Origin of the sequence: Pseudomonas sp. NPDC087615 (assembly GCF_044743445.1) — a bacterium.
In the GTDB taxonomy this organism is placed as follows: Bacteria; Pseudomonadota; Gammaproteobacteria; order Pseudomonadales; family Pseudomonadaceae; genus Aquipseudomonas; species Aquipseudomonas baetica_A.
Genome location: NZ_JBIUWM010000005.1, coordinates 12,406 through 31,761, shown reverse-complemented (window position 1 = coordinate 31,761; position 19,356 = coordinate 12,406). Strand labels below are relative to the sequence as shown.

The window sequence follows — 19,356 nt, the reverse complement described above, 5'->3', positions numbered from 1 at the left end:
GCAAGGAAATCTCATGGACACTACGGACTCGAAATTGGCATCAGGTACATTAGAAGCCGTTTTCAGCAACTCAACGGAAAAGTTCGTCGCTACAAACGTCTACGTTTTACCAAGGAGTGGAATGAGGCTCAGAGGAACGCATTCCACCGAAAACTTTAATACGACTTCGATCGACATACACTTCCGCGACCGCATACCCGGCAATGATTCTTCAGATCTCTTGCCCCCCGGCAAGTATGAATACCCACATGAACATATAACTGTCGAATATTATGGCTTGGTAAATGGCATCGCATTCCATGCCACTCCCGTCGAGGGCAGTGTCACTGTAGTGACACAAGGTAACTTTCATTACAGTGGAAATTTTGCAATAAATTTCACTATGAACAACGAATCCTTTGAAGTTCAATGCTATTACAATCTGGAGGGGTAATAAAAAATAGGCATTTTGCCCCGCCCCCTCAACCAGCCTGCTGCAAAACGCGGCAGGCGATCGCGTTTAGCAACTCATTAGCCCTTCAGTTATGCTCACCGTTCGTCGCCAACGCCGGAGCCGCTGATCTCATGTCCCCCAATCGCCTGTTTGTCCCCCTCGCCCTGTCCTTGCTGGCCGCTTGCGCCACGCAGTCGAAACATAACGTGACCGTGGAAAAACAGAGCGAATGCCCCGTGCGGCTCAGCAGCGGGCAAAACCTGATTGTGATGCTGCCCAGCAACCCTACCACCGGTTATCGCTGGGCCATTCAGGATTCGGCCGGTGGCGTGTTGCGCGCGCTCAGCCCCGAGGTTTACAGCAACCCCGAAGATGCCGGCGTGGTCGGTGCAGCCGGACTTTCCACCTGGCGCTTCCAGGCGTTCGCCCCCGGCACCGGGCGTCTGCGTCTGACCTCGCAACAGCCTTGGGCACCAGAAGTGTTGCCGGTGGAAACCTTTGACTGCGCGATTTCGGTGAACTGATCGTGGGCTGGCTGATTCTGGCGCTGATGGGCGCGGTGACCTTCCTCTATGGCCTGAGCACTCATGCGGCGCTGCTCTGCCTGTTGGTCAAACCGTTGCCGGTGCTGGCGCTGCTCGGCTGGCTGCATGACGCGCCACCCAGCGACTATCGCCGCTGGATCAGCCTTGGCCTGATTTTTTCATTGCTGGGTGATGTGCTGCTGGCGTGGCCTGGGGATCTGTTCGTGTTCGGCCTCGCTGCATTTCTGGTCGCGCACCTGGCTTATCTCAAGGCTTACCTCAGCGACTGCAAACGTCTGGCGCTGTTGCCGTTGGTGCTCGCTGTCGCCGTCGGCGCGGTGCTGCTGGGGATTCTGATTTCCAGTGGGCTGGGACCTTTGCTGGTGCCGGTGATTGTTTACAGCACAGCGATCAGCGCGATGCTATGGCGTGCCCTGGCACGCTTGGGAACTGATGTACCAAAGCGCTCGGCGTTATTGGCAGCAGCAGGTGCACTGGCGTTCGTGTTCTCAGACAGCGTGATTGGCATAGATCGCTTCGTGTCGCCATTTCACACAGCCCCCTACGTGATCATCCTCAGCTACTGGTTGGGACAATGGTGTATTGCCGCCTCGGCGTTTAATAAGAAGGACGGTTAAAGTAAAAACTTATATCTATAAACTCCGCAAATAATCCCAAAACGTTATAAACAACTGTCAGATCTGACAGTTGTTCGGATTTTATCCCTCCCCCTAGTATTCAGTGGTCATCTCCGACCACCCGTTGAATACAAGGAAGCATCTCATGAGCTTTTTCAAAAGCGCCACGGCTGCCAACGCTGAAGATACCGTCATCACAGTCAGCGCTGAAACAGTTGCCACGATCTCTGACCGAGTCGAATTCAACAGCCAATTTGCTGAGTTCCACGCCAATCCTGCGAGTAATCAGATTTCGCTGGTGACTCGTGCAAACGTCGGGGGTCCCACCTATCAAAGTGCAAAAAGCATAGGGCTCACGTTCGATAGGAACATTGAGCCTGGCACCTACTCTGTTTCTGATCCTGAGTTTCCTTTCCAGAAGGCCTATTACGGTGAAGCGGGGGCCATCTCTGGCGCGACTACCTCTTTCACATACTATGCAAAAAGCGGAACTTTCACTGTAGAGGTCATGCAGGCTACTCCCGAGAAATTACATTACCGATTTAAGTTTAATTTCATGGGTGTCAATACACGTAATCAGGAACTGAGAATCGCGGGCGACTCCACTTACATCGTATTACTGCGACCTGTGTAATCAGCTTTAAATAATGAATGACCAGACCATACGCTTCGACCCCGGTCATTCAGCCTTCCTCAAGGCGCTTTCCCACGGTTTATCAGACAACCCAAGCATCCCCGCGCCACTTTGGCTAAAATGCCGGCCTTTTCCACCGACACCGCCGGAAACCGCCGTGAGCAAAGAACCCGATCGCATTTTCGCCCAGCCTTTGGCCCAAGTGCCTGACTTCGCCTTCAACGAAGACGTGGTGCGGGTGTTCCCGGACATGATCAAGCGCTCGGTGCCGGGTTACCCAACCATCGTCGAAAACCTCGGTGTACTCGCCGCACAGTTCGCCCAACCGAACAGCGTGCTCTACGACCTCGGCGCTTCGCTCGGCGCGGTCACTCAGGCGCTACGCCGCCATGTGCGCACCGATGGTTGCCGGGTGATCGCTGTGGATAACTCGGCGGCGATGGTTGAGCGCTGCCGCGAGTACCTCAACGGTCAGAATTCGATGTTCCAGGAGTTGCTGCCAGTCGAAGTGATCGAAGGCGATATCCTCGCGCTCGACTTCCAGCCTGCGTCAGTAGTGGCGCTGAACTTCACCCTGCAATTCATCGCCCCGGATCAGCGCACGGCGTTGCTGTCGCGCATCCGCCAATCGCTGCTGCCGGGCGGGGCGTTGATTCTGTCGGAGAAGCTGCGCTTCAACGATGCCGAAGAACACGCGTTGCTCACCGACCTGCACGTCGCGTTCAAACGCGCCAACGGCTACAGCGAACTGGAAATCGCCCAGAAGCGCAGCGCCATCGAAAACGTCATGAAGCCCGACAGCCTCGAAGAACACCGCGAACGCCTGCTGGCCGCCGGTTTCTCGAAAGTCGTGCCGTGGTTCCAGTGTCTTAACTTTGCCTCGTTGATTGCCTTGCCATGATTGATCTGTCCCCCCTCGCCCGCCGCTTGACGGGTACACCGCTGGCCGATTGGGCCAATACGCTGCAAGCGCAACTCGACAAAAAAATGGAGAAGGGTCACGGCGACCTGGAGCGCTGGCAAAGTGCGCTGGACGCGCTGCCGAAGATCCAGCCGAGCGAAGTCGATCTGCTCAACGGCCTGAAACTCGACACCGATTGCGACGAACAAACCCGCGCGCAAATGCGCACCGCGCTGATGGGCTTGTCGCCTTGGCGCAAGGGGCCGTTCGATCTGTTTGGCGTGCATGTCGACACCGAATGGCGTTCGGACTGGAAATGGTCGAGAGTCGCACCGCATCTGGACCTCAAAGGCAAACGCATCCTCGATGTCGGGTGCGGCAACGGTTATTACATGTGGCGCATGCTCGGTGCTGGCGCCGACAGCGTGATCGGTGTCGATCCGAACTGGCTGTTCTTCTGTCAGTTCCAGGCGGTACAGCGCTACCTGTCCGAACCGAATGCCTGGCACCTGCCGTTCCCGTTCGAAGACCTGCCGCCGAACCTTGAAGGTTTCGACACGGTTTTTTCCATGGGCGTGTTCTATCACCGCCGCTCGCCGATCGAGCATTTACTGGCGCTGAAGGACTGCCTGGTCAAGGGCGGCGAACTGGTGCTGGAAACCCTGGTGATCGAGGGCGATCAGCAGCAGGTATTGGTGCCGGAAGACCGTTATGCGCAGATGCGTAACGTGTGGTTCCTGCCATCGGTGCCGGCGCTGGAGTTGTGGCTGCGGCGTGCCGGGTTTACTGATATTCGGTGCGTCGACGTCAGCACCACAACGGTTGAGGAACAGCGCGGCACCGAGTGGATGAAGTATCAGTCGCTGAGCGACTTCCTTGATCCCGAAGACCACAGTAAGACGATCGAAGGCCTGCCGGCGCCGATGCGGGCAGTGATTGTCGCGAAGAAATAAACCGATCTACCCTACAAAGGAGATCCCCCCTGTGGGAGCGGGCTTGCTCGCGAAAGCGGTGTGTCAGGCAACATTTTAGTCGCCTGACACACCGCTTTCGCGAGCAAGCCCGTTCCCACTTTTGGGTTTGTGTTTATTCAGCGGGTTTGGCTCGGCGGGCCCGGAAGAATTCGGTCAGCACCGCGCCACACTCCTCCGCCAACACCCCGCCTTCATACAACACCCGATGATTCAAAAAGCCCTGGGTAAAAAACTGCCCCTGGCTCTGCACAATCCCGGCCTTCGGCTCCAGTGCGCCATACACCACCCGTGCAATGCGCGAATGGACGATCAGCCCGGCGCACATGCTGCACGGCTCCAGCGTCACGTACAGCGTGCTACCCGGCAGGCGATAGTTGTTCACCGCCTGAGCGGCGGCGCGGATCGCGACCATTTCCGCATGGGCGCTCGGGTCGCTGGCGCTGATCGGGCAGTTGAAGCCTCGACCGATGATCTCGCCGTCCTGCACCAGCACCGCGCCCACCGGCACTTCGCCGAGGGCGGCGCCTTGCGCGGCGAGGGCCAGGGCTTCGCGCATGAAATCACGATCACGGCTGCGGTCGATAATCGCTGAGGGGCGAATCTGGCGCATCACTTCACCTCGATGGCGGCCATCAGGCCGGTTTCCATGTGGTCGATGACGTGGCAGTGGAACATCCAGACACCCGGGTTATCCGCCACCAACGCCACTTGCGCACGCTCGTTCTTGCCCAGCAGATAGGTATCGGTGAAATACGGAATGATCTTTTGCCGATTTGACGCAATCACCTTGAAGCTCATGCCGTGCAGGTGGATCGGGTGTTGATACTGGGTCATGTTCTTCAGTTCGAAAATATAGCTCTGGCCCAGTTTCAGGGTGGCAATCGGCCGATCCGCACAGGTCTTGTCAGTGATGTCCCAGGCTTTGCCGTTGATCTGCCACAGGCTCGGTGGCTTGCCGTTGTCGACGTTGACCGACACTGAACCGACCCATTCGAAATTGAAGTTGAGTTTCTCGGCATTCGCCAGGTCGGGCTCGGCCACCGGGTTGGCCGGCAGCGCTGGCGGCCATTGGGTCGGTGCATCGCTGTTGGCCACCGAACGCAGGGTGCCCAAACGCACCGGGCCATTACGCAGCGACAGCTCTTCGCCAGCCGCTGGAGCCTTGATCGCCAGGCAGATACGCATCCCCGGGCCGAGCCAGTATTCCTTGCCCAGCGGGCGCGGTTCGACCGGGTTGCCGTCCAGCGCATAAATCTGCGCTTCGACGCCGGGAATGTTGATGCGATAAGTCAGGGTATTGTCGAGGTTGAGCAGTCGCACCCGAGTGATCTGCCCTGCTGGCAATTCGATCACCGGTGTTGGCACGCCGTTGATGGTCGACAGGCGCCCGGCCGTACCGCCACGCGCCGCTTCACGCGCAATGCTGAACTCAACGAAATTGCCTTCATCGTCGATGTGCCAGTTCTTCAGGCTCAGGGTCTTTTCGTATTTGAAACCGGTCGGCTCGCGCTCTTCGATGATCAGCGGCCCGACCAGCCCGCGCCCCAGCTCTTCGCTGCTGCTGACGTGCGGGTGATACCAGTAGCTGCCGGCGTCCGGCACACGAAATTTGTAGTCGAAGTATTCACCCGGCAACACCGGCAACTGCGAGACATAGGGCACGCCGTCCATTTCCAGCGGCAGGCGAATGCCGTGCCAGTGGATGGTGGTCGCGACGGGCAAGTGGTTGATGAAACGCACCCGCAGCCATTCGCCCTGACGCACGCGCAATTCAGTACCCGGCGCCGACGGGCCAAACGCCCAAGCCTCGGTCTTGTGCCCCGGCACCAGTTCCACGTCCAAAGGCGCGGCGATCAGCTCGTAGTCGTGACCCGCTTCAGCGTCAGCCATTTTGCCCAGCCAGTAACGCGACGCGCCCCCCGCTCCAACACCAACGACAACAAGACCGGCCAGGCCACCGAGGATTTGGCGACGGGTAAAGGACATGAACTCAACTACCTCACGTATCAGCGACAGACCTTGAAGGCCTGTAAAAGGCGAATACGATACACCTGCGGATGAGAAACAGTAAGGGTGACCTTAGGCCGCACATCATCTACAGCCCTATAGCCGCAGACCCGTAATCAGGTGAATGACGCCGCCCTCCAGTTCCATGACGCCCGCAACACCGGCATTGCTCAGTGCCTCACGATCCATACGCGATACATCACGCAACGCCACCCGCACCCGGGTCAACGCCGCTGGTTGCTGGGATTGGAGATTATCCACCCCCCCCAGCGCCGCCACGATCTCTGTGCTCAGGCCGCCAACAGGTTCGGCCTGCACTGGCGGCTCGTCCGCCACCAGATCCGGGGTCAGCGCCTTCCAGAACGCTGTCTGCAATTTATCGAACATTTTCAATTCTCCAGAGCCCGTAAAGTATCGACCGTCGCCTCGTGATACAGACGCAGCGCCTCGCGCACGTCTTCAGCACTCTCAAGCCCTTGCACCTGGTCGGCTATGGCCTTGCAGTCGAGCAGATCCACCTCGCGCACCGCCGCTTTGATCGCCGGAATCTGCGGCACGCTCACTGACAGCTCATCCACGCCAAGTCCGAGCAACAACGGCACAGCCAAGCGTTCAGAAGCCATTGCCCCACAGACGCCGACCCATTTGCCATGGGCATGCGCCGCCTTCACGGTCATCGCTATCAGGCGCAATACCGAGGGATGAAAGCTGTCCGCCTGGCTGGCCAGACGAGGATGATCGCGATCCATGGCCAGCGTGTATTGCGTCAGATCGTTGGTGCCGATCGAAAAGAAGTCCACATGCGGCGCAAACACGTCCGCCATCAGTGCCGCCGCCGGCACTTCGATCATGATCCCCAGTTTCGGCCGTTCAACGAGGCCCAGCGCCAGCGCTTCCTGCTCCAGCATCTGCCGAGCCAGATGCAGCTCCGAGAGCTGTGCCACCATCGGCAACATGATGTGCAGACGCGTCAGGTGGACACAGCCCAGGATGGCCCGGAACTGCTCGCGCAAAAGCTGCGGGCGCTCCAGACACAGGCGAATCCCGCGCAGCCCCAGGAACGGGTTGGTTTCGCTGTCCATCGGCACGTAGGCCAGCGGTTTGTCGCCGCCGACATCCAGCGTGCGCACCACCAGATTGTGCGATGGCCCCACAGCCCGGGCGATGGCGCTGTAAGTCGATACTTGTTCCTCGCGAGTGGGTGCGTGATTGCGATCCAGATAAAGAAACTCCGAACGTAAAAGCCCCACACCGGCGCCTCCCAGAGTCATCGCCTGCTCGGTCTCACTCAGCGAGGCAACGTTGGCCGTCACCTCGACGTGATGCCCGTCGCGGGTACAGGCTGCCTGCGTTGCGTGCGCGTGTTCGTGTTGATGGCGCTGGCGTTGTTGATCATGCCTGATCTGCCATTCATTGATCGCCACGGGATCCGGGTCTACGTGCAGCTCGCCCCGGTCGGCATCGAGCAACACGCGGGAGCCACTGACCAACGCCAGCATTTGCATGGGCATCCCGCAGATCGCCGGCAAACCACAGGCGCGGGCGAGAATCGCGACATGACTGGTCGCACCACCGCCAACCGTGGCGAACCCCAATACTTTGTTCGTATCGAGCCCGGCGGTCTGGGACGGCGTCAGTTGATCGGCGATCAGAATGGTCCCCTCCGGCAGCTCCAGCGCATGCTCACGAACCCCGAGGATCAGCTTGAGGACGCGCAGGCCCACGTCGACCAGATCCGCCGCCCTTTCGGCCAGCAACGGACTGCCGAGATGCTGGAAAAGTGTCGCTGTTGCCTGCGTGGCCGCGCGCCAGGCAAACGCCGCACTTTTGCCCTCGGCAATCAACGTTTGAGCCTGATCGAGCAGACCCGGGTCTTCGAGCAGTTCCTGATGAGCCTTGAAAATGTCTGCCTGCGCTTCACCCGTGGCGGTGTCGCGCAGGTGCTGCAAGGCCATATCGGCCTCTATCAGTGCATTGGCGAGGGCTTCGCGCTCTATATGCGACCCGGCGCCGAACTCTTTCACGTCAAGCGTTGGCTCGACGATCTGCATCACTCGGCCCAACGCCGAACCGGGAGATGCACAGACCCCACGCATGACCGTCAGGGCCTCAGGCTCGACCGCCTCGACCTGCACCACATCAGGCATCACATCCACCGCTTCACCACAGCCCTCGGCCAGCAATCGGGACAGCGTGTTGATCGCGGCTTCAGCGTCTTCGCCCACCGCACTCACCTGCACACGGTCACCCAGAGCGGTCTGCAACGCCATGATCGCCACCAAGGACTTGGCGTTGGCTTCAGCCTGCTGTTTGTGCAGATAAATCCTTGCTGAAAAGCCTTTTGCCGCCTGAGCGAATACCGCCGCCGGACGCGCATGCAGGCCGTTGAGATTGGGCAATGTCACTGTTGCGCAGAAAAACCTTTCGCCTTCAGCGGCCGCCGGGGCCTCGCTGGTCGCCTCGCAAGTGGCGAGGCTCAACAACGGCTGGCCGAGGTCAACGAGACCGGATGGCGCAGTCAACCAGGTGAATGACTCGCCACTGACCACCAGCATCAGAGTCATCAGGCTGCGGGCGTGCAGCGCGATGTAATCGGCATCGAATTCGATCAGCGCCTGCCCGACCTCAACCCTCTGGCCTTCCTTGACCAGGCGGGTGAAACCCTGACCTGCAAGATTGACCGTATCGAGCCCGATGTGCAGCAATACTTGAACGCCGTTGTCATCGGTAATGCTCACGGCATGCCCGCTGGCCTGGACGTTGCTGACCACGCCGGCCAGCGGTGCGCAAAGGGTCGGCGACGTCGGATCGATGCACAGACCGTCGCCGATCACCCGGCTGGAAAACACCTGATCCGGCACTTGCTCTAGCGGTATCAGCACGCCGGCCAAAGGCGCCAGCAGTTGTAATGGTTGGGATGTGGCCATGACGTCACCTGCGGTTTTGTTCTTTGAAGTGCCGATGGAGCGCGACGCCCCAACAGCATCGCTTATTTCCACCAGTATTCGACCTGCAATCCGACGTTCGCACCGTGGCGTGCATTGCCGAAGGCACCGGTGTCGGACAGCGCCGAACCTTGGGCCAGTTCGTTGGCCGCACGTTTGGCGGCCTCGTTCCAGGTGGCGTACGTGTAATACAGACGCACCTCAGGGCGCGCCCAGAACTCCGGGCCCTTGGGTGACCAGGTCGGGGCAACGGTGAACTTGCTCAGCTTGCGCGTGCCGCCCGGCGCTTCGACTTGATCGTGGCCCAGTTCCGTCACCAGTTTGAACTGTTCGGTGAACGCATAAGTCGGGCGCACGCCCAGAGAAATCCAGTTCTGGTCAGCACCGTCCGGGCGAATGTCTTTCTGATACACCGCCTCGAACTGCCCGCCGAAACGCGGCGTCACCTGCCAGTCGAAAAACTCGACGATCCGATAACTTTTATTGCTGTCGTCCAGTTTGACGTTGCCGGTGTAGCCCAGCCCGGTGCCGGGGCCTTCACCATATTGCAGGGCCAGTTTGTTCTTGCCGCCCAGAAAGTCCTTCTGCACATGCTGAGTGGTGATTGCCCAACCACGGTGGGCGTCACGGCTATCGGGCTTGTCGATATAGCTCAAGCCGAACTCAAGCTGACCGCCCGGGTTGGTATTGAAACCGGCCACGTTGAAGTCGTGCCGGTTGATGTAGTCCTTTTGGTACAGATTGTCCTTGCGCGAGAAGGCGTAGCTGTATTTCAGGTCACCGATCAACACATCCTCGATCCCACCGCCCGTAGCGCTCTGGTTCCAGTAGTAGAAATCGGAAATGTGGATGTCATTACGCTTGTAGTAGCGGCGGCCAGCCCAGAGTGAACCACCATTGAGCGCGGGCATGTTCGACCACTGTGCGTAGGCCTGTGGCAGGCGAATCGAGCCGTTGTCGTCCTTGAACGTGGGCCGGCGGTCGTAGCGGTTGTACAGCGAGGCCATGCCATCAACGCTAAGCACCGAGCCATCGTCGAGGGTGTACAAATCCTGGCGTAACTCAAGCTCGCCATACTGTTCGCACTCGTTGCCCAAACGGTATTTGGTCTGCGCGCCCGGCAACTGGAAACACGATTGGCCACCGCCCTGGGTCGAGCTGCCGACGCCGCTGCGCAAGTAACCGCCGAACTCCAGCGCTTGTGATGTTTGTGGTAACGCCAGGCAAAAACCTGCGACTGCAAGGCTACGATTTATTGTTGTTTTCATAAGCCACCCCATTATTTTTGTTGTGTGATTGCATGAAATCGGCGCGCAAAACTCTCCCGCGCAGGGTTCTGCGTGTTTTTTGAAACACTGTTTTTAGTTAGATGTCAGGGTCGATCAGATGCAGGACGAACGATTCGTAAGGTCGCAAACTCACCCGTCGATTGCGCAATGGACAGTCCGGATAATTACTTATCAACAACCGCTGGCTCAGCGACTCGCCGATCACGATCGGCAGTTCGACGTCACACGGTGCGCCATAGAAATTGTTCACCACCAGCAGACGCTCCCCCGTCCCTTCGCGCAGGTAGGCCCAGACCTGCTTGTGCTCGGGCAGCAACTGTCGATAGACGCCCTCTGAGATCAACGCCTCTGTGCGCCGCAACGTAATCAAATGGCGGTAGTGATGCAGCACCGACTCCGGGTCGTCGAGCTGGTTGGCGACGTTGATTTGCGCGGCATTGGCCGGCACCCCGATCCACGGCTCGCCACGGCTGAAACCGGCATTGGGTTGCGCGTTCCAGTGCATCGGCGTACGCCCGTTGTCACGGGACTTCTGCATGATCGCCGCCATGTTCTCGACATCACTGGCTCCCGCTTCACGCTTGAGCCGGAAGATGTTCAGCGTTTCGACATCGCGGTACTGATCGATATGCTCGAAACCCGGATTGGTCATCCCCAGTTCCTCGCCCTGATACACGAACGGCGTGCCCTGCAGGAAGTGCAGCGCGGTGCCGAGCATCTTAGCCGAGAGCTCCCGATACTCGCCGTCGTCGCCGAAACGCGAGACCACGCGCGGCTGATCGTGGTTACACCAGAACAGTGCGTTCCAGCCGCCACCGGCCTGCATGCCGGTCTGCCAATCGGACAAAATCTGCTTGAGCTGCAGGAAATCGAATTCAGCGTGAACCCACTTTTGCAGGTTCGGATAATCGACTTTCAAGTGATGAAAGTTGAAGGTCATCGACAGTTCTTTTGATTGCGGATTCGAGTAACGAATGCAGTGTTCGAGGCGGGTGGACGACATCTCGCCGACGTTGATCAGGTCGTGCCCTTCGAAGACTTCGCGGTGCATCTGCTGCAAGTATTCGTGGACGTTCGGGCCATCGGTATAGAAGCGTCGACCGTCGCTGTTGTCCTCGGGAAAATCCGCTGGTTTGGAGATCAGATTGATGACGTCCAGACGGAAACCACCCACGCCCTTGTCCCGCCAGAAGCGCATCATCTTGAACACTTCGGCGCGCACCTTGGGGTTATCCCAATTCAGATCAGCCTGGGTGTGGTCGAACAGGTGCAGGAAGTATTGGCCAGTCTGGGCTTCGTACTCCCAGGCAGAACCACCAAACTTGGATTCCCAGTTGTTCGGCTGATCGCGCCAGATATAGAAGTCGCGATAGGGATTGTCGAGGCTGCTGCGCGCCTGCTGGAACCAGACGTGTTCGATCGAAGTGTGGTTGACCACGATATCGAGCATCAGCTTGATCCCGCGCTTGCCGGCTTCGGTGATCAGCAACTCGCAATCGGCCATGCTGCCGTAACTCGGGTCGATCGCGTAGTAATCGCTGATGTCGTAGCCGTTGTCCCGTTGCGGCGAGCGCAGGAATGGAGTGATCCACAAATAATCGACACCCAGCCAATGCAGGTAATCGAGCTTGGCCACGATCCCGAGCAAATCACCTGTCGGGTTGCCGGCGTGGCTGTAAAAACTCTTCGGGTAGATCTGGTAGATCACCGAACGTTGCCAGTCTTGCATGGCACAATTCCTTCAATAAATGGAAGCGTCAGGCAACCCGATATCCAGGCCGGACAATCTTCATGCTCAGTGCACAGGTCAAAACAAACGGCACAACCATGGCGATGACCATCCCGATCACAAACATCGGGATGAACTGCGGAATGATCGAGATGAAACCGGGCAGGCCTCCGACACCGATGGCCGATGCCTGAACCTTGTTCAGCGACAGGAAGATGCAGCCCATTGCCGACCCCGTCAGTGCCGCATAGAACGGAAACTTGTAGCGCAGATTGACCCCGAACATGGCCGGTTCAGTGATACCGAAATACGCGGAAATCGCCGAGGTCGACGCCATGCTCTTGTCCCGCGCATTGCGCGTCATATAGAACACCGCCAGCGCAGCACTGCCTTGGGCGAGGTTCGACATGACGATCATCGGCCAGATGAAGGTGCCGCCTTGGGTCGAGATCAATTGCAGATCGACCGCGAGAAACATGTGGTGCATGCCGGTGATGACCAGTGGCGCGTACAGCAGTCCGAATATCGCCCCGCCGACCATCGGTGCCAGGTCAAACAGCATGACCACACCCTCGGTGATGAAGATGCCAACGTGGCGGGTCACCGGGCCGATCACAGCCAGCGCCAGCACGCCGGTGACGACGATGGTGGTGATCGGCACCACCAGCAACTGCACCGCGTTAGGCACTCGCGCCCGCAGCCATTTTTCGATGACGCTCATGACATAGGCTGCCAACAGAATCGGCAGGATCTGCCCCTGATAGCCGACTTTTTCAATCTGGAACAATCCGAGGATGTCGAAATAGGGGAGGCTCTGGCCATCCAGTCCGGCAACAGCCTTGCCGTAGTTCCACGCGTTCAGCAAGTCCGGGTGAACCAGCATAAGGCCGAGCACAATGCCGAGGATTTCACTGCCGCCAAAACGCTTGGCCGCCGACCAGCCCACCAGTGCCGGCAAAAACACAAACGAGGTGTTCGCCATCAGATTGATCAGGCTCCAGAGCCCGTCGAGTTTCGGGTAGGCATCCAGCAGGGTCTGCCCTTCGATGAACATGCCCTTGGCACCCAGCAGATTGTTGATGCCCATCAGCAGACCGGCAATGATCAGCGCCGGAAGGATGGGCATGAACACATCGGAAAACACCCGCACCAGACGCTGCATGGCGTTGATCTTCTCGACACTTTTCTGTTTAACGTCGGCGATGGTCGCTGCGGCGAGACCGGTCTGTCGGCGCAGTTCGGCGTAGACCTTTTCCACTTCACCCGGACCGATCACTACCTGATAGAGGCCGCCGGTGAAGAACGAGCCTTTGACCAGATCGATCTGGTTGAGCGTGGCGCTGTCGACCAGGCCGGGATTCTTCAGGGCCAGACGCAAGCGCGTGACGCAATGCGCGGCTTGCTCGAGGTTATCGCTGCCACCGAGGCTTTGGAGCAACTCGCTGGCGATGTTCGGATAGTCATGGCTCATGCTTGTTCTTCCACCGTGAATTGTTGTTATTGGCAGCACGCCGAAGCGAAAAATACTCGTCTGTACGAGTTAATGCAACAACTCGTACAGACGAGTTTGTTTTTGCATATTCCCGTCAGATCGGCAGCGAATTTTCCTACCCTGCCCTTGGGTGATTTCCATTCCCCACATGGACAAAGCCCTACCCTGCCCTTAAGGTTCGACGTTTTGAGCACAGTCGGCACAGAGCCTACCCATGAGCAAATACAACCGGATCTATAGCGATCTGCTGGCCAGCATCACGACTGAACGCCTGGAACGCGGCGCCCGTCTGCCTTCGGAAACCGAACTGATGGACAGCTATCAGGCCAGCCGCGGCACCGTACGCAAGGCCATCGAGCAACTTCAGGAGCGCGGTTTCGCCCAAAAGATCCACGGCAAAGGTACGTTCGTGCTGTCGACCAACCCGATCGAGTTCCAGCTCGGCGGCATCGTTAGCTTCCAGGAAACCTATCCGCGACTGGGCAACGACGTCAGCACCGAAGTCGTCGAACTGACGCAAATTACACTGGAAGGTGCTCTGCTCGAACACATCAACGCCGAGCCCGGCTGCCCCATCACGCGAGTCAAACGGGTGCGGCGCATCGACGGTAAACGGGTGATTCTCGACATCAACCATTTCGTCACCGAGGTGATTCCCGGCCTTTCCCTCGATATCGCCAAGCAGTCGATCTACGCCTATATCGAACAGACCTTGCAGCTTCAGATCGCCTACGCCCAACGCACCATCGAGGCTGTGCCGCGCAGCAAGGATGATCAGTTGCACCTTGATCTCGATGAGCAAAGCCATGTGATCGTGGTCAGCAATCAGACCTTCCTCCAAGACGGTCGGCAGTTCGAGTACACCGAGTCCCGGCACACGCTGGACAAGTTCTACTTCTCCGACGTGGCACGGCGCTGACCGCAGCACGTTTTCGACGGCAATGTGCGGTACATAGTTAGTGCACTCCCCTTGAGCGATTCGGCCATGCTCGGCCTTCGTTTCTCATGGATGGAGACAGCATGAACGCCCCCGTACAACGTCCTCAGCCCAATGCGGCAGATAAAGCGGCCCTCAAGGCAATGGCTACGGCCATCGTGCAAAATTGTCCGGGCCTGCACGACACGGCACATGAAGCTGCCCGTCATCTGTTACAAGAAAAAGGTCTAGCGAATCTCGACCCGGATCAGGTCTATTTTCATCGATTCAAGGCCGCCCAGAGCAGCACCCGGTCATTTACCGGCTGGGAGCACATCCGCGAAAAACCCTACGAATCGATGACCCTCACCCAACTGGTGATTCATCGTTTTCGCGCCACCGACCAGGACAACGCCGATCTGCTGGATCTCTACGCGGGTTTCTACAAGGACGGGCCCCAGACCGAAAATTTCGACCACCGCAACGAAGTGCGTCTGCACGGCAACGAGGTGCTCAACACTTTTTGGGATATCGACTTCAGCACGCGATACAACGACAGGTTGACGGCTTTCTGGAACACGCACGCCGATGATTTTCGCACGCTGGCCAAGTGCAACTTCCTCAGCCGTGCCGTGCAGGCACTGGAAGTCGGGCAATTGACCGGAACGGATTTCCAGTGGATCGTCGATTCGGTGATCGGGCCTGTCACCTGGCCAATGAACCTCTCAACGCTGCAAACGCCTCATGCGGCGGGCAATGAGGTGCGAGCGTTCGATATCGACGGCCATCCGGCCAGCAACCTGCTACGCATTGCCGATCCGGTTGGTCGGCAGATTATCTATCTGCCCGGCGAGGTCCTGACGTTCGTAGTACTGGAAACCTCAGCGGACATGCATTGGTGGGTTCTAGAGCAGATGAATCACGACACGCTGCGCAAGCATTTGCTCAATCACTTTCCACTCGCCGAACGTCAGCAGATGACCGAGAACATCACCGATTTGATGAATCGTCTGGTCAGCACCTGGGGCCGTACCGATCACCACCTGATCAATCGGCACAACCTGGCGATCAGTGGTGATGCGTTCAGTTGGTTGCGTGATTCGACCCGCAACGCAATGTTTGCCGAAGCCAGCCTGTCCCTGACCTCCAATGGCGACCTGCGTAAAAAACTATGGATCGGGTATCTGAATGCAGGCCTCAAGGCTTTTGGCCCGATGGCCGCTGTAGGCTGGCCGGTCGCACTGCCGGTCATTGGCGCCAGCATCGTCAGCATGGGGCTGAACATTGATCAGGCGGTCAACGGCACAACCGCCCATGATCGCAACGCAGGCGTGCTGGGTGCAGTGCTGAGCGGGATTGACGCGCTGTTCAACGTTCCCTTCCTCAAGGGCACCGGCTCGATGCTGGAGGTGGGAGCCGAGGTGGAAGCGGCCGAGGCAGCAGAAATGGCTGAGCTGAGCGCGTCCACGTCGGCACTGGAGCTAACGGATCCGCTGGTCGAACAACCGGAGCTCATCGGTCCGGTCGAGCCAGACGTTATTGCTCCCGGACCTGAAACGTCTGGGTCGATCCCGGCGCAAAGCGCTCTAGCGCCGCCGATCCCTGACAAATACATGTGCAACGAACTGCTCGACGGCCTGGATACGCAGACCGAACCCGGACAGTTCCAAGGCATCTTTCGACTCAACAGCGATCCGCCTTACGCCATTCTGATAAATGACAACCCGTACTATGTGCGCTATTTCGGCGACTATGGCGAAGGCGGCTATTGGGCTATCGTGGACCCGGACAGACCCAATCAGTTTGTTCATTCGTTGCCGGTACGTCTGAATGCCACAGGCGAATGGGAGCGAATGCAGTCGTTGCGCCTCACCGGCGGCGGCCAATGCATGGGAAAAACCTGCGCTCCCGATATTCCACTCGACACCCTTGAACCGACTGGGCCTGAGGCAACCGCTCAACCGCAGGTCGAATCACATACTCCGGTATCACGCCCACTGCGCATAGTGAACTCTGCCTACGATATCGAACCGACTGTGCGCAGTTCGATAAGAGCCTGGGCACTGAACCTGACCGAAACCCATGCCCAACTGATGCGAAATGCCGACGGTAGCTTCAGCATGCACGACCCCTTTGAGATGTATGCCGTGGGCAAGCGCAAACTGCTGCAGGCCGGCGCGAGAAAATTTTTCAGCAATCTTCCGTGGATCACCCCGCCTCCCCGGCCTGCCATGACCGCCATCAGTACACCGATTTCAATTTCAGAGTTCGTCGATCGCATCTTTGAATCGGCACCCGGACTGGTAGTGGGTGAAACGCTGAACCGCATTGCCAGCATGCGCTTCATGATTGAACACATGCCGGCGCTGGCCAGGCACGCCAAAACCCTTTACCTGCGTGGCGTGCTCAGTGACTTCGCTCAAGTGGAATTGAACCGCTACTTCACAACCGGCACCCTGTCGGCAGAGTTACGAACCTACCTGAGCAGCCTGGGCACCGATCCTACGGGGCGATTCAATGTGTTGGAACTGGTCAGGGCAGCCAAGGCCAATGGTGTGCGCATCCAGGGCATCGACTGCGCAGCGAGCTACAAAATGAAGTCACCGCTTTCGCCCTATGACGAACAAATGATGGGCACCTATCTGGCGAGCGACATCATGACGGGCGACACCTACCTCAACAGCCCCAAAAAATGGATCGCGCTGACCGGTGTGCAAAACACCAACACACTGAGAGGTCTACCTGGTATCAGCGAAATAAAGGGCGCTATCGGTTTGCGCATCGAGGAAATCGGAATGGGTGACACCCTGCAAGTCGACGCCGACCCGGGTATCGAAGTGCGTCGAGGATCATTTTCAAATGGCGCTGCGACACAGACTAACGATGTTCTTCGCGCTGACTTTCGCCTGCGAATGCCAGCCGAACCGGTGGCCTGGAATGAGGAGACACTGGAGAACCTGCTGCACAGGCGTGGCATGTATATGATCCAGAAAACCGCAGACACTTACACCGTGTTGCACCGTAGCAAGCAAGGCATGCTCGTGCGTACGCCTGTGGCGAATCTGGCCGACGGCGTCATTTCCCTGCATCGTCCTGCATGGACTCGGGTGAATGACGTCCAGTTCGCCAACATCGAGGAAATGTCGCTACGACTGACAGAGATGGGGCTGGCGCTACAGAGCAGTCTCCCTGACTGACATCCGCGTCAGAAACGAAAACCCCCTGGCCTGGGCCAAGGGGTTTTCAGTCACTCAATGCAAGCATCGAAGTGCAGCAGGATCACTCCCACTCAATCGTCGCCGGCGGCTTGCTCGACACGTCGTAAGTAACGCGGGAGATGCCTTCGATTTCATTGATGATGCGGCCGCTGACAGTTTCCAGCAGTTCGTAAGGCAGGTGCGCCCAACGTGCGGTCATGAAGTCGATGGTTTCCACGGCACGCAGGGCCACGACCCAGGCGTAACGACGGCCATCGCCGACCACGCCAACCGATTTCACTGGCTGGAACACCACGAAAGCCTGGCTGACCTTGTGGTACCAGTCGGCTTTGCGCAGTTCTTCGATGAAGATGTGGTCGGCACGACGCAGCAGGTCGGCGTATTCCTTTTTCACTTCACCGAGGATGCGTACGCCCAGACCAGGGCCCGGGAACGGGTGGCGGTAGACCATGTCGTACGGCAGGCCCAGTTCCAGTCCCAGACGACGGACTTCGTCCTTGAACAGTTCGCGCAGTGGCTCGACCAGTTTCAGGTTCATCTCTTCCGGCAAACCGCCCACGTTGTGGTGCGACTTGATCACGTGCGCCTTGCCGCTTTTCGCGCCAGCCGACTCGATCACGTCCGGGTAGATGGTGCCCTGAGCGAGGTACTTGATGTTTTCCAGTTTGTTGGACTGGGCATCGAAGACGTCGATGAAGGTGCGACCGATGATCTTGCGTTTCTTCTCCGGGTCGGCTTCGCCGGCCAGGTTGTTCAAGAACTGGTCTTCGGCGTTGGCGCGGATCACTTTGACGCCCATGTTCTCGGCGAACATAGCCATCACTTGCTCGCCTTCGTGCAGACGCAGCAGGCCGTTGTCGACGAACACGCAGGTCAGCTGATCGCCGATGGCTTTGTGCAGCAGCGCCGCAACCACCGAGGAGTCAACGCCGCCGGACAGACCCAGCAGCACGTTGTCGGTGCCGACCTGTGCGCGGATGTTGGCGATGGCGTCTTCAGCGATCTTCGACGGCGTCCACAGGGCTTCGCAACCGCAGATGTCGAGAACGAAACGCGACAGGATGCGGCCGCCCTGTTTGGTGTGGGTCACTTCCGGGTGGAACTGCACGCCATAGTAGCCACGGTCGTCGTTGAACATGCCGGCGATCGGGCAGCTCGGGGTGCTGGCCAGGATGTGGAAGTCTTCCGGCATCTTGGTGACCTTGTCACCGTGGCTCATCCATACGTCGAGGCCGAACAGGCCGTCGGCGTCGATGTGGTCTTCGATGCCGTCGAGCAGGCGGCTCTTGCCGACCACATCAACGCGGGCGTAACCGAACTCACGCAGTTCGGAACCTTCAACCTTGCCGCCCAGTTGCTCGGCCATGGTCTGCATGCCGTAGCAGATACCGAAGACCGGTACGCCCAGGTCAAACACAGCTTGTGGGCAGCGCGGGCTGTTGGCTTCGTGCACGGACTCGGGGCCGCCGGCGAGGATGACGCCTTTCGGAGCGAATTCGCGAATCGCATCTTCGTCCATGTCGAACGGGTGCAGTTCGCAGTACACACCGATCTCGCGCACGCGGCGGGCAATCAGTTGGGTGTACTGGGAACCGAAGTCGAGGATCAGGATGCGGTGAGCGTGAATATCGAGGGCCATGATTCAGTCTCGTCTAA

Annotated in this window: 15 protein-coding genes; 7 read left to right on the top strand and 8 right to left on the bottom strand. The window is 58.5% G+C overall.

All coding sequences use genetic code 11. From position 1 onward, the window contains the following. Positions 1 to 564 precede the first annotated feature (564 nt). The 5 genes from ACIOU6_RS04360 to cmoB all read left to right on the top strand — a co-directional run bounded on the left by ACIOU6_RS04360 (position 565) and on the right by cmoB (position 4,083). Positions 565 to 957, top strand: coding sequence for a protease inhibitor I42 family protein (locus tag ACIOU6_RS04360; protein WP_401134143.1), 393 nt, complete (start codon positions 565 to 567; stop codon positions 955 to 957). 2 nt (positions 958 to 959) lie between these two features. After that, positions 960 to 1,595, top strand: a complete 636-nt coding sequence (locus ACIOU6_RS04355; RefSeq protein ID WP_401134140.1) for a lysoplasmalogenase — start codon at positions 960 to 962, stop codon at positions 1,593 to 1,595. A gap of 145 nt (positions 1,596 to 1,740) precedes the next feature. Continuing rightward, entirely contained in the window at positions 1,741 to 2,229 is a 489-nt protein-coding gene (locus ACIOU6_RS04350; RefSeq protein WP_401134137.1) for a hypothetical protein, read from the top strand. A 157-nt stretch (positions 2,230 to 2,386) separates the two neighbouring features. After that, positions 2,387 to 3,130 (top strand): carboxy-S-adenosyl-L-methionine synthase CmoA, encoded by a 744-nt coding sequence (gene cmoA, locus ACIOU6_RS04345; protein WP_095190508.1) that lies wholly within the window; start codon positions 2,387 to 2,389, stop codon positions 3,128 to 3,130. Continuing rightward, positions 3,127 to 4,083 carry a tRNA 5-methoxyuridine(34)/uridine 5-oxyacetic acid(34) synthase CmoB gene (cmoB, locus tag ACIOU6_RS04340; protein ID WP_401134134.1) on the top strand — a complete coding sequence of 319 codons (957 nt, stop codon included), beginning with the start codon at positions 3,127 to 3,129 and terminating at the stop codon, positions 4,081 to 4,083. The genes cmoA and cmoB overlap by 4 nt, the downstream gene beginning before the upstream one ends. Positions 4,084 to 4,216: 133 nt before the next feature. Here the strand turns inward: cmoB and tadA are convergent, their stop codons facing one another. The 7 genes from tadA to treP form a co-directional block, all read right to left on the bottom strand. After that, the gene (tadA, locus tag ACIOU6_RS04335) at positions 4,217 to 4,714 is read right to left on the bottom strand and encodes a tRNA adenosine(34) deaminase TadA (RefSeq protein WP_401134132.1); all 498 of its coding nucleotides are present in this window, start codon (positions 4,712 to 4,714) and stop codon (positions 4,217 to 4,219) included. Next, entirely contained in the window at positions 4,714 to 6,090 is a 1,377-nt protein-coding gene (locus ACIOU6_RS04330) for a multicopper oxidase family protein (protein WP_401134129.1), read from the bottom strand. Before ACIOU6_RS04330 ends, tadA begins: the two co-directional genes overlap by 1 nt. 117 nt (positions 6,091 to 6,207) lie before the next feature. After that, on the bottom strand, positions 6,208 to 6,498 hold the full coding sequence (locus ACIOU6_RS04325; RefSeq protein ID WP_221733395.1) for a PTS transporter subunit EIIB: 291 nt from the start codon (positions 6,496 to 6,498) through the stop codon (positions 6,208 to 6,210). A 2-nt stretch (positions 6,499 to 6,500) separates the two neighbouring features. After that, on the bottom strand, positions 6,501 to 9,038 hold the full coding sequence (gene ptsP, locus ACIOU6_RS04320) for a phosphoenolpyruvate--protein phosphotransferase (protein ID WP_401134127.1): 2,538 nt from the start codon (positions 9,036 to 9,038) through the stop codon (positions 6,501 to 6,503). A gap of 62 nt (positions 9,039 to 9,100) precedes the next feature. Next, a complete protein-coding gene (locus tag ACIOU6_RS04315; protein ID WP_221733393.1) occupies positions 9,101 to 10,324 on the bottom strand; it encodes a carbohydrate porin in 1,224 nt (407 codons plus the stop codon). Between the two features lie 97 nt (positions 10,325 to 10,421). After that, positions 10,422 to 12,074: an alpha,alpha-phosphotrehalase gene (gene treC / locus ACIOU6_RS04310; protein ID WP_401134125.1), complete on the bottom strand. Its 1,653-nt coding sequence runs from the start codon at positions 12,072 to 12,074 to the stop codon at positions 10,422 to 10,424. Positions 12,075 to 12,102: 28 nt separating this feature from the next. Then, positions 12,103 to 13,545: a PTS system trehalose-specific EIIBC component gene (treP, locus tag ACIOU6_RS04305; protein WP_221733391.1), complete on the bottom strand. Its 1,443-nt coding sequence runs from the start codon at positions 13,543 to 13,545 to the stop codon at positions 12,103 to 12,105. A 235-nt stretch (positions 13,546 to 13,780) separates the two neighbouring features. On the opposite strand from treP, the gene treR reads away from it, so the two are divergent. Further along, positions 13,781 to 14,485 (top strand): trehalose operon repressor, encoded by a 705-nt coding sequence (treR, locus tag ACIOU6_RS04300; RefSeq protein ID WP_221733390.1) that lies wholly within the window; start codon positions 13,781 to 13,783, stop codon positions 14,483 to 14,485. Between the two features lie 101 nt (positions 14,486 to 14,586). Further along, entirely contained in the window at positions 14,587 to 17,679 is a 3,093-nt protein-coding gene (locus ACIOU6_RS04295; RefSeq protein WP_401134120.1) for a membrane-targeted effector domain-containing toxin, read from the top strand. Between the two features lie 82 nt (positions 17,680 to 17,761). Here the strand turns inward: ACIOU6_RS04295 and guaA are convergent, their stop codons facing one another. Then, positions 17,762 to 19,339 (bottom strand): glutamine-hydrolyzing GMP synthase, encoded by a 1,578-nt coding sequence (gene guaA / locus ACIOU6_RS04290; RefSeq protein WP_221733388.1) that lies wholly within the window; start codon positions 19,337 to 19,339, stop codon positions 17,762 to 17,764. Positions 19,340 to 19,356 lie beyond the last annotated feature (17 nt).

Excerpts from the sequence above, each read along its gene's own strand:
- ACIOU6_RS04360 (WP_401134143.1), top strand. The coding sequence starts at position 565 with ATGTCCCCCAATCGCCTGTTTGTCCCCCTCGCCCTGTCCTTGCTGGCC.
- ACIOU6_RS04350 (WP_401134137.1), top strand. The coding sequence starts at position 1,741 with ATGAGCTTTTTCAAAAGCGCCACGGCTGCCAACGCTGAAGATACCGTC.
- cmoB (WP_401134134.1), top strand. The coding sequence starts at position 3,127 with ATGATTGATCTGTCCCCCCTCGCCCGCCGCTTGACGGGTACACCGCTG.
- tadA (WP_401134132.1), bottom strand. The coding sequence starts at position 4,714 with ATGCGCCAGATTCGCCCCTCAGCGATTATCGACCGCAGCCGTGATCGT.
- ACIOU6_RS04330 (WP_401134129.1), bottom strand. The coding sequence starts at position 6,090 with ATGTCCTTTACCCGTCGCCAAATCCTCGGTGGCCTGGCCGGTCTTGTT.
- ACIOU6_RS04325 (WP_221733395.1), bottom strand. The coding sequence starts at position 6,498 with ATGTTCGATAAATTGCAGACAGCGTTCTGGAAGGCGCTGACCCCGGAT.
- ptsP (WP_401134127.1), bottom strand. The coding sequence starts at position 9,038 with ATGGCCACATCCCAACCATTACAACTGCTGGCGCCTTTGGCCGGCGTG.
- ACIOU6_RS04315 (WP_221733393.1), bottom strand. The coding sequence starts at position 10,324 with ATGAAAACAACAATAAATCGTAGCCTTGCAGTCGCAGGTTTTTGCCTG.
- treC (WP_401134125.1), bottom strand. The coding sequence starts at position 12,074 with ATGCAAGACTGGCAACGTTCGGTGATCTACCAGATCTACCCGAAGAGT.
- treP (WP_221733391.1), bottom strand. The coding sequence starts at position 13,545 with ATGAGCCATGACTATCCGAACATCGCCAGCGAGTTGCTCCAAAGCCTC.
- treR (WP_221733390.1), top strand. The coding sequence starts at position 13,781 with ATGAGCAAATACAACCGGATCTATAGCGATCTGCTGGCCAGCATCACG.
- ACIOU6_RS04295 (WP_401134120.1), top strand. The coding sequence starts at position 14,587 with ATGAACGCCCCCGTACAACGTCCTCAGCCCAATGCGGCAGATAAAGCG.
- guaA (WP_221733388.1), bottom strand. The coding sequence starts at position 19,339 with ATGGCCCTCGATATTCACGCTCACCGCATCCTGATCCTCGACTTCGGT.